10 protein-coding genes are annotated in these 8,608 nt (G+C 40.7%); 3 read left to right on the top strand and 7 right to left on the bottom strand.

What is annotated here, in order from left to right; translation table 11 throughout:
- Positions 1 to 1,378: murein transglycosylase domain-containing protein (locus tag D9603_RS01280; RefSeq protein WP_347232142.1), on the top strand; the 1,378-nt coding region annotated here is incomplete at its 5' end.
- Here the strand turns inward: D9603_RS01280 and D9603_RS01275 are convergent.
- Complete coding sequence (locus D9603_RS01275) at positions 1,373 to 2,269, bottom strand: TIGR01777 family oxidoreductase (RefSeq protein ID WP_128729753.1); 897 nt, start codon at positions 2,267 to 2,269, stop codon at positions 1,373 to 1,375. The two genes, D9603_RS01280 and D9603_RS01275, sit on opposite strands and share 6 nt — an antisense overlap.
- A gap of 115 nt (positions 2,270 to 2,384) precedes the next feature.
- On the opposite strand from D9603_RS01275, the gene D9603_RS01270 reads away from it, so the two are divergent.
- Positions 2,385 to 3,413, top strand: coding sequence for an AI-2E family transporter (locus tag D9603_RS01270; RefSeq protein WP_128729752.1), 1,029 nt, complete (start codon positions 2,385 to 2,387; stop codon positions 3,411 to 3,413).
- Positions 3,414 to 3,504: 91 nt separating this feature from the next.
- On the opposite strand, the gene D9603_RS01265 is transcribed toward D9603_RS01270, so the two are convergent.
- The 5 genes from D9603_RS01265 to D9603_RS01245 all read right to left on the bottom strand — a co-directional run bounded on the left by D9603_RS01265 (position 3,505) and on the right by D9603_RS01245 (position 6,604).
- Positions 3,505 to 3,942 carry a hypothetical protein gene (locus D9603_RS01265; protein ID WP_128729751.1) on the bottom strand — a complete coding sequence of 146 codons (438 nt, stop codon included), beginning with the start codon at positions 3,940 to 3,942 and terminating at the stop codon, positions 3,505 to 3,507.
- A complete protein-coding gene (locus D9603_RS01260) occupies positions 3,926 to 5,269 on the bottom strand; it encodes an ATP-binding protein (RefSeq protein ID WP_125252971.1) in 1,344 nt (447 codons plus the stop codon). Before D9603_RS01260 ends, D9603_RS01265 begins: the two co-directional genes overlap by 17 nt.
- Positions 5,263 to 5,937 (bottom strand): response regulator transcription factor, encoded by a 675-nt coding sequence (locus D9603_RS01255; protein WP_010374057.1) that lies wholly within the window; start codon positions 5,935 to 5,937, stop codon positions 5,263 to 5,265. Before D9603_RS01255 ends, D9603_RS01260 begins: the two co-directional genes overlap by 7 nt.
- Before the next feature lie 2 nt (positions 5,938 to 5,939).
- A complete protein-coding gene (locus tag D9603_RS01250) occupies positions 5,940 to 6,197 on the bottom strand; it encodes a PepSY domain-containing protein (RefSeq protein ID WP_128729750.1) in 258 nt (85 codons plus the stop codon).
- Positions 6,198 to 6,304: 107 nt separating this feature from the next.
- Complete coding sequence (locus D9603_RS01245) at positions 6,305 to 6,604, bottom strand: YciI family protein (protein WP_125252973.1); 300 nt, start codon at positions 6,602 to 6,604, stop codon at positions 6,305 to 6,307.
- 221 nt (positions 6,605 to 6,825) lie between these two features.
- On the opposite strand from D9603_RS01245, the gene D9603_RS01240 reads away from it, so the two are divergent.
- Positions 6,826 to 8,250 carry a sodium-dependent transporter gene (locus D9603_RS01240; RefSeq protein ID WP_128729749.1) on the top strand — a complete coding sequence of 475 codons (1,425 nt, stop codon included), beginning with the start codon at positions 6,826 to 6,828 and terminating at the stop codon, positions 8,248 to 8,250.
- A gap of 99 nt (positions 8,251 to 8,349) precedes the next feature.
- Here D9603_RS01240 and D9603_RS01235 read toward each other — a convergent pair.
- On the bottom strand, positions 8,350 to 8,608 hold a 259-nt coding region (locus tag D9603_RS01235; protein WP_153188193.1), incomplete at its 5' end, for a CPBP family intramembrane glutamic endopeptidase.

Here is an 8,608-nt window from a genome sequence, read left to right as displayed (position 1 = left end):
TTTTTTAAGGAGGGTTTTTGTGCGTAAATCAGTGTGTTCGTTTTTAGTTGTCGCTTTGAGTGCGATCCCAAGTGCAGTAGCAAGTCAAGCTCAGTTATTTGAAGAGCTCTCAGAGAAAATGGCGCGTTGGCAAACGTCTACCCCCTCAGATCAAGAGCTGAGTGAGTTTGAACAATATAAGCGCCAACAGTTAACGGCATTTTCTGACTATGTTACCGAACATTTTGAGGAGTTCGACTCATTCCGTGATCAGGTGATCCAGCAATGGGGTGATATTACCGTTTCAGACCAAGCAACCTTTGTTTCTTACAGTGACGACTTATCATCGAGAATGGTGGTGGATTTTGCTGCCAATAAATTGGTAGTTAGTGTAAAGCACGCTGCGGATAAGAAGGTCACTGAGGAACAGTTACGCACGCTATATAAAGAGTTTATTGCAAACGATCGTGCTGTCATTGAAGTGTTTAATACCCAAAATGCACCTGATTTTACAAAAACCAAAACACAACAGCGCCAAATTGATAATGCTTCCAGAGCGCAAGCTTTAATTGCAGCTAAGAATCAAATAGATAGCCAATTTGAGCAACAACAACGTTATATTGAGCGACAAACAGATCAAGCTATTTTAGATGGTGAAAATGATAAAGTCGCCGAGAAGCAACGTCGAGAACAACAGGAAAAATTAGAGCAACTCAAGCAAAAACGCCTAAAAAAGCTAGTAAAAGCGGCAACTAAAACAGGCACAACTGAACAAAAACAGACGACTGTTGTTTCTGAGGTTGTGCTCCAATTGCCAAAGAAAGTTGATGCCAGAAGCAGGGCTCAGCGTTACTTGACTCAAGTGAATTCACAAGCACAGCGCTTTGATATTGCACCGAGTATCATTTTGGCTGTAATGCACACTGAAAGTCACTTTAACCCCATGGCAAAATCACATATTCCAGCATTTGGGCTGATGCAGATAGTGCCTACCAGTGCGGGAGTGGATGTTAACCGTATGCTTTACAATCGTGATGAGCCGATGTCTGCACCATATTTGTATGTTACCGACAACAATATTGAAGCAGGTGCTGCTTATTTGAATATTTTGGACAAACGCTATCTTAGCAAAATACAAGATCCTTTAAGTCGAAAGTACTGTATGATTGCAGCGTACAACACCGGCGCAGGTAATGTGGCTAGAGTATTTAATGCTGATGGCTCGCGCTCTATTACTAAAGCGTCCAAAATCATCAACTCACTGTCACCCGAAAATGTACTTAGTGCTTTGGACACGGGCTTACCTTATGATGAAACAAAGCACTATCTAGACAAAGTGTTAGCCAGAGAAAAGTTATATTTACCCGAAATAGCGATGGTGACAGCGGGGAATTTATAAGTTGAGAGAGCGTAACGCTTCGTCGATACTGTCGTGGCGAAAACGGTAACCCGTGTCTAATAGTTTTTGTGGTACAACACGCTGTCCAAAAAGCAATAAGTCAGACATCTCCCCGTAAACCAGTTTAAGTACGATAGGGGGAACTGTAAAAATACATGGACGGGACAAGGTTTTTGCAAGTTCCTGTGATAACAGCTTATTTGATACTGGATTGGGTGCTGTGGCATTCACAATGCCCTCAATTTCATCGTGTTTGAGAATAAATAAAATAGCTTGTACCATATCATCGATGTGGATCCACGACATTACCTGTTCTCCCTTGCCAATTGGACCGCCTAGCCCTAGTCTAAATGGCGGTAGCATTTTGACTAGTGCACCACCTGTTTTTGACAGTACAATACCAGTTCTTAAAATACATACTCGAGTTTGCTCAGACTTCGCTGCGAGCGCCGCATCTTCCCAGTCGCGGCATAGCTGATGAGAGAATTCGTCGTAATGTGCTGTAAAGTCTTCTTTTATTGTTACATCACTAGGTTGGCGCCCATAAACTCCGACAGCACTGCCTGAAATAAGCAATGCCGGAGGGGTGGTTGCTGCACTTATTGCTGAGCTGATTGCGCGTGTGATGTTGATTCTGCTATCACGAATTTCTTGCTTCCTTTGTCTAGTCCAACGACCGTCAGCAATTGGTTCTCCTGCTAAGTTGATGACAGCATCAATATCATTAAAATCTACTTCATCTAGGCTGGTGATAAAGTGAGTACCAGGCGGTAATACTGAAGCGGCTTTCACTGGCGAGCGGGTTAGCGCAATGAGACTATGCTTATGGATTAAAAATTGACATAGCTTGCTACCAATTAACCCTGTAGCACCAGTTATTAATATTTTCATTATATGGTCTCTTTTTTGTTATCTTACAAACCTACGTTTTAGCAAGGAGTTAGATCACTCATTTTCATTATAGGTGGTTTGTTTTAGAATAGGAAAAAAGCAAAAGGAGTGAGTGGTGTCTTCACTTACAGGAATCAATAAAACACTGATAGTTTTAGCATCTCTTTTCATTGTATTAGCTGGTGTTAAACTAGCTTCTGAAATCGTTGTGCCCTTTATATTGGCTGCTTTTATCGCAATCATCTGCAATCCAATGTTGAAATTTTTGGCGCGTTTTAAATTGCCCAAAGGTATTGCCATTCTTGTGATTATAGCTTTAGTTATGTTGATTGGTGCCAGTATTGGTGGCTTGGTAGGGCAATCAGTTAATGACTTTTCTGAGCAGCTCCCAGCTTATAAAGAAACACTCCAAGATAAGTTCGTTTGGCTAGTCACTACCGCTGCCAACTACAATATTTTGCTAGATAAGCAACAGCTAATTAGTATGTTAGATCCAAACCAGTTAATTGATGTTGCGACCAATATGCTTACTGGTTTTGGTGGTGTCATGGCAAATAGCTTCTTAATTCTGCTCATCGTGGTTTTCATGCTTTTTGAAGCGCCATCAATCGGACACAAAGTACATCTTGCGTTAGATGATCCCGAAATGAAAATGCAACAAATTGACCGCTTCTTAGACTCAATCAACAGTTATTTGGCAATTAAGACTGCGGTATCGTTGGCTACAGGCGTAATTGCCGCGACGTTTCTTTGGGCACTTGATGTTGATTATTTTGTACTGTGGGGAGTAGTTGCATTTTTGTTGAATTATATCCCTAATATTGGGTCAATTATTGCTGCACTGCCACCAGTTCTGCTAGCGTTAGTCACACAAGGGCCGCTGGTAAGCGGTATAGTCGCTATCGGCTATATCTGTATCAACACGCTGATGGGAAATATGATTGAGCCTAGGTTTATGGGTAGAGGTCTTGGCCTATCGACGCTGGTGGTATTTTTATCTTTGATCTTTTGGGGGTGGCTGCTTGGTACGGTTGGTATGTTACTTTCAGTACCTTTAACTATGGTTGTAAAAATTGCCTTAGAAACCAGCGAGGAAGGAAAATGGCTGGCAATCCTGTTAAGCGCAGAACAACCAGAAGAGTGATACCAACATCTATTGGATCTGGATAGCTTTTATTTAGAGAATGAGATAAAAGCTATCCAAATTATCAACTAGTATGACCTCATTACTAATATTAATTAGCGTTGACATTATCTTTTAGTATTTTGCTACTTTGAAGCTCTGAAATATGCGCTTTTAGTAGTGTTATTTTACATTGCTTGTATGCCGTTGCCGAACGCGTTGCATTGGGCATATCAAGCAGATAACGCCAGCGACAACTGTCTTCCATGTATTCCTCATGATTGCGTAAAGCGCGTTCCATGATAGGCAAAATTTGCGTGTTTCCCGTATCGGCTTGATACTTTTTTGTATCTAGCAACAGCTTGGTGATCCACGTTTGGCGATGGCGCTCTAGTAAATTGATATTGCTATCCAAACACATTAGAAACTTTTTTGCCTTCTCAGGGTGACTAGACTCGTGTTTGGAGCAATCTTTCAAGGTGATGTCTTCATTTGCAATTACTGATAGTGTAAAGCCAGCTATCAATATACCGCTAGTTATTTTTGTCATTGTTAAACTCTATTATGAACTTTGCGCCGCCATGCTTCGACGTGCCTATTTGCATCAGTCCTTGATAAGATTTAACTAAATCTGAAACGATAGCCATGCCTACGCCATGACCCGCCTCATAGGTATCTAATCTTGTACCTCGTGTCAGTAATTCTGAGCGGCGATGCTCGGGGATCCCTGGGCCATCGTCTTCAATTTCGATTAACAGTAGGCGCTTTTTTGGCGCACTAATATTTATATCGACCAAGTTGTCACATGCTTTACACGCATTATCAATAATATTCCCCAAGATCTCCATAAGGTCAGTTTTATCACCAAGAAAAGCTGCGTTTTCGTCGCATTGTGATGAAAATGAAATATGTTTGTCATGGTATACTTTTGACATCGCATTAAGTATTGAGTCTAGTACAGGTTTTACAGATGTCTGCTTTTTCCATGTGTCTGATGCACCAGTTGCTGCACGCTTTAATTGATGTTCGATCATCACATTTATTCTGTCGAGCTGCTCTTGAGCATCTGCATCCGTAGCTAATGGGCTTGACTTTATGACTGCCAATGGCGTTTTTAATGCGTGGGCTAGATCACTTAACGAGGCTCTATACCGTTCCTTTTGTCGCTTTTGGGACTCAAGTAATAAATTCAGATCTGATTTGATGGTGAGTAACTCAACTGGATAAGAGCCGGTTATTTTGTCTCTTTCACCGGCCTCAATTTCTTTGATTTCTTTGTCTAGCCTTTGTAAGGGGCGGGCATTCCAAACGAATCCAAATGCCATCAACCCCGCAATCACAATGCCCATAACCAACATCCAGTTTACTAGGGTGTTTCTAAACCCTGACATGAGCGCCATGAGTGCATCATTCTTTTTTAGTAAAACAAATCTTGCCTGTTGAGAGTGGTCAGCGTTACCTAAAATGACAGTTAAACTTAATTGCCAAAATAAAACACCACCATATTCCACTCGCTTAAATTCAGGGGCACCAGCTTGGTTATCTGAAAAGTTAGGTGATATTGACAAGTTAACCGCCGACTCAGAATACCAAACCAGAGATTGTCCCTGATAAACTAGAGCGTAAGTATCTGAGTTGAGGCGACTTAATTCTGGTGCAAGTATACTACGCGGCATTTCAAGTCCATCTGAAACAAACTCAACTTCAGATATCAGCGAGTATAAGTGCGCTTCCAGCGTTTTTTCTGTGGCGTCTACCAAAGACGCGTAATAGGCTCTGCCAACAGAGAAAAACAATGCTGGTAGGGCTATAATTAGCACAAAGACAAGGATAAAACCTTGCCTTATTTTAAGTGAAATCTGTGAACTGTTTACCACTGGTTTTTAAACCTATATCCACGTCCTCTTAAGGTTTCTACAGGATTAAGGGTGCCATCTGGGTCAAGTTTTTTGCGCAGTCGCAATACGAATACTTCGATAACATTAGAGTCCAAATCAAAGTCTTGATCATAAATATGCTCGGTGAGTTCAGACTTTGAGATAACCTTTTGCGGATTAACCATTAGGTATTCCAACACTTTATATTCATAGGCGGTCAGCGATAGTTCATTGTCATTTACCCAAACCTGCTGAGAGCGTGTATGAATTTTGATAGGGCCAATACAAATTTCTGGATTTGCTTGACCTGCGCTACGCCTGATAAGTGCATTACAACGCGCAATCAATTCCTCTACATGAAACGGTTTAGTCAGGTAATCATCAGCACCTGCATCTAAGCCTTCAACTTTGTCTTGCCAGCGATCTCGGGCTGTTAAAATTAAAATTGGTATTTTAACTCCGTTAGCTCTGGCTCTTCGAATGATTTCAATACCATCAAGTTTAGGCAGGCCGAGATCAATGACGGCCATGTCTAGTGGGTATTCTTCGAGGTGAAACAAGCCAGATTCGCCGTCGTGACATAAATCAACGCTGTATTTTTCTTTTTCTAATGCATTTCGCAGGTTTTCTGCTAGCTGAATATCGTCTTCAATTACTAAAATACGCATTATTAGTCCTTATTTACTTCACCTGTCTTCTTGTTTACTTTTATATCAACAATTCGACCATCGGGTTGGAGGATTCTCACGACAAAGAACTGACTTTCTTGCGAAATCTTAAGTGTTCGCCCCGCATATTTATCTAGCGCTAAAGACACAGCCTCTTTTTTCGTAATTGTTTTTTTATTCTTGTTATTGTGGTCATTTGCGTCTGCTACACTCGAACAGAACGCCAAAATTAACGCTAATAGAGTGAGTTGCAATCGCATATTAAGCTCCACAGTTTCATAGATACTAAGTTTATAAACTTCATAAATCTCAAACAAATTTAGTGCTTTTGTAATTAACCTTTGCTGAATTTAATGAACATGAGCAATTATGGCAGAACACGTTTGTAGGGCTTGACAATACTTTGAGTGTAAACACCCGCTTCAATATAAGGATCTTCGCTTGCCCAAAGCTTCGCATCTTCTAAGTTATCAAATTGTGCGATGACTAAAGAGCCGGTAAAACCAGCTTCACCAGGGTCTTCCGAATCTATAGCTGGTAAAGGACCTGCGGCGAATAATCGTCCTTGTTGTTGTAATATCTCAAGGCGTGCAAGGTGAGCTGGACGTGCTGCAAGGCGGTTTTGTAATGAGCCTTCAGCATCAGTTGAATAAATCATGTAGAGCATAAGTATTAGTTCCCGATAAGTTTCTAGGTTATTATTGTTATTTTCGCGTATTTTGTCGGCTTTTGAGCGACGATTATCAATCTTATGATAAAACGTGGGTTGTGCAAAAGTAAATGTACGGAAAGTTTTTCATTCATTGGTCATTTAAACTTGAAAAGCACTCAACTAGACTGGTAGAGTCCTTCGGATATTTATAGAAAATAATAATAAGGTTGATTGCAATGAGTGCAAACCGAGAGCATTTTAGCTCGCGACTGGGCTTTATCCTTGCTGCAGCAGGTTCTGCTGTTGGTATTGGTAACTTAGTCGGCTTTCCAGTCTCCGCGGCTAAAAATGGTGGCGGTGCGTTTTTACTAATCTATGCACTGTTTGTGGTGTTTATTTGCTTGCCTGTGATGATGGCAGAAATGGCAATGGGTAGAAAAGCACAAAAAGATCCTTTTGGTGCTTACAAACTTTTGTCAAACCATGACAAAAAATGGTCAGTAGCAGGTTTTCTTGCCGTGCTCACGCCGTTTATGATCGCCGTATTCTATATGGTAATCACGGTTTGGATTTTCGGCTTTTTAGCACAGACGGCGATGGGTAATCTTGATGTGTTAGCATCACCTGATTATTTTGGCACATTTATCAACGACACCAATGTGTTTATCTATATGTTGGTTGTGGGCGTGATAGTTAATCTTATTCTGGTTGGCGGGGTAAAGGAAGGGATAGAAAAAGCGGCAAAACTGCTTATGCCAGCATTATTTGTTATGTTACTTGGGTTAGTGGCTTATGTACTAACGCTCGACAATGCAATGGCCGGTGTTCGTTATTATATCGTTCCTAACTTTGAAAAAATGAATGCCAGTGTATTAAATGGCGCGCTGTCACAAGCATTTTTCTCATTGTCTCTAGGGATGGGCATTCTGATCACTTATGCCTCTTACATTTCTAAGAAAGATGACATAGTCGGCAGCTCTAAGATGGTTGCGGTAACAGATTCATTGGTAGCCTTCATCGCTGGATTAATGGTGTTGCCTGCAATTTTTAGTTTTAACCCGAACACAGATCCAAGTAAATTATCAGACTCTTCGGTATCAATGATTTTTGATTATCTACCTAAGCTGCTGTTAGCCCTGCAGTCGGATATTGGGTATGTTGGCGCATCGATTGTTGCTGGTATATTTTTCCTATTGGTATTTTTTGCCGCTATCACTTCCTTAGTCTCTATTGTAGAAGTACCAACAGCAACGTTGATGGAAGAAAAGAATATTTCTCGCAAAAAAGCGTTAATTGTATTGGCATTGACTACAGGTTTACTGACTGTTTTATCTACAATGTCTTTTGGTATGGTAGATTGGCTAACGCAATTTATAAGCTACGGCGATGCCCAAAAGAGCTTCTTCGATTTAGTATATGACGTATTTTACGATACGATTTTGCCACTAAATGGCTTGATGGTGTGTTTATTTGTTACTTACCGATGGAAGCAATCTGGGTTGAGTGAGGAATTGGCACAAGGCTCAGAAGGGTATGTTGGCAGTTTTACGGAGAAATATATTAACTTCTCTTTGAAGACATTTATTCCCGTGATATTACTGGCAATTTTTATCAATACCGTAGCAACTAAGTACTTCGCAGTGAGTATCTTCGGTTTTTAATTTAAGCTAGAAGCACTAGTGTGTTAACTAGTGCTTCTAATGCACAACGTGAGAATAAAATCTTCCCATCCGAAGCTCCGTCTGTCATTTAAGCGCCTACTAAAACTTCACTCCAGAATCCAAGTATTGACCAATCCCAATAGTAAACATCCAAAGCCCCCATAAACTATGCTCTAATACGCATACGGCTAGTGAACGGCTGTGCGCGTATGTATAAGCAAAAAGCAACCCTCCAACGAATGATAAAAAAATTGCGATTACGTTGTCGTATACACAGTGCGCTAAAGCAAATACGAGCGCACTTAGTATCACTCTGTTGTTCTTATTGGGTAAAATTCTTTTATAGCGATGAAAAAAA

Origin of the sequence: Pseudoalteromonas sp. PS5, from assembly GCF_004103255.1 — a bacterium.
Lineage (GTDB): Bacteria > Pseudomonadota > Gammaproteobacteria > Enterobacterales > Alteromonadaceae > Pseudoalteromonas > Pseudoalteromonas peptidolytica.
The sequence above is the reverse complement of the archived record's forward strand: the minus strand, read 5'-3'. Positions and strand labels throughout refer to the sequence as shown.

Excerpts from the sequence above, each read along its gene's own strand:
- D9603_RS01275 (WP_128729753.1), bottom strand. The coding sequence starts at position 2,269 with ATGAAAATATTAATAACTGGTGCTACAGGGTTAATTGGTAGCAAGCTA.
- D9603_RS01265 (WP_128729751.1), bottom strand. The coding sequence starts at position 3,942 with ATGACAAAAATAACTAGCGGTATATTGATAGCTGGCTTTACACTATCA.
- D9603_RS01255 (WP_010374057.1), bottom strand. The coding sequence starts at position 5,937 with ATGCGTATTTTAGTAATTGAAGACGATATTCAGCTAGCAGAAAACCTG.
- D9603_RS01250 (WP_128729750.1), bottom strand. The coding sequence starts at position 6,197 with ATGCGATTGCAACTCACTCTATTAGCGTTAATTTTGGCGTTCTGTTCG.
- D9603_RS01245 (WP_125252973.1), bottom strand. The coding sequence starts at position 6,604 with ATGCTCTACATGATTTATTCAACTGATGCTGAAGGCTCATTACAAAAC.
- D9603_RS01240 (WP_128729749.1), top strand. The coding sequence starts at position 6,826 with ATGAGTGCAAACCGAGAGCATTTTAGCTCGCGACTGGGCTTTATCCTT.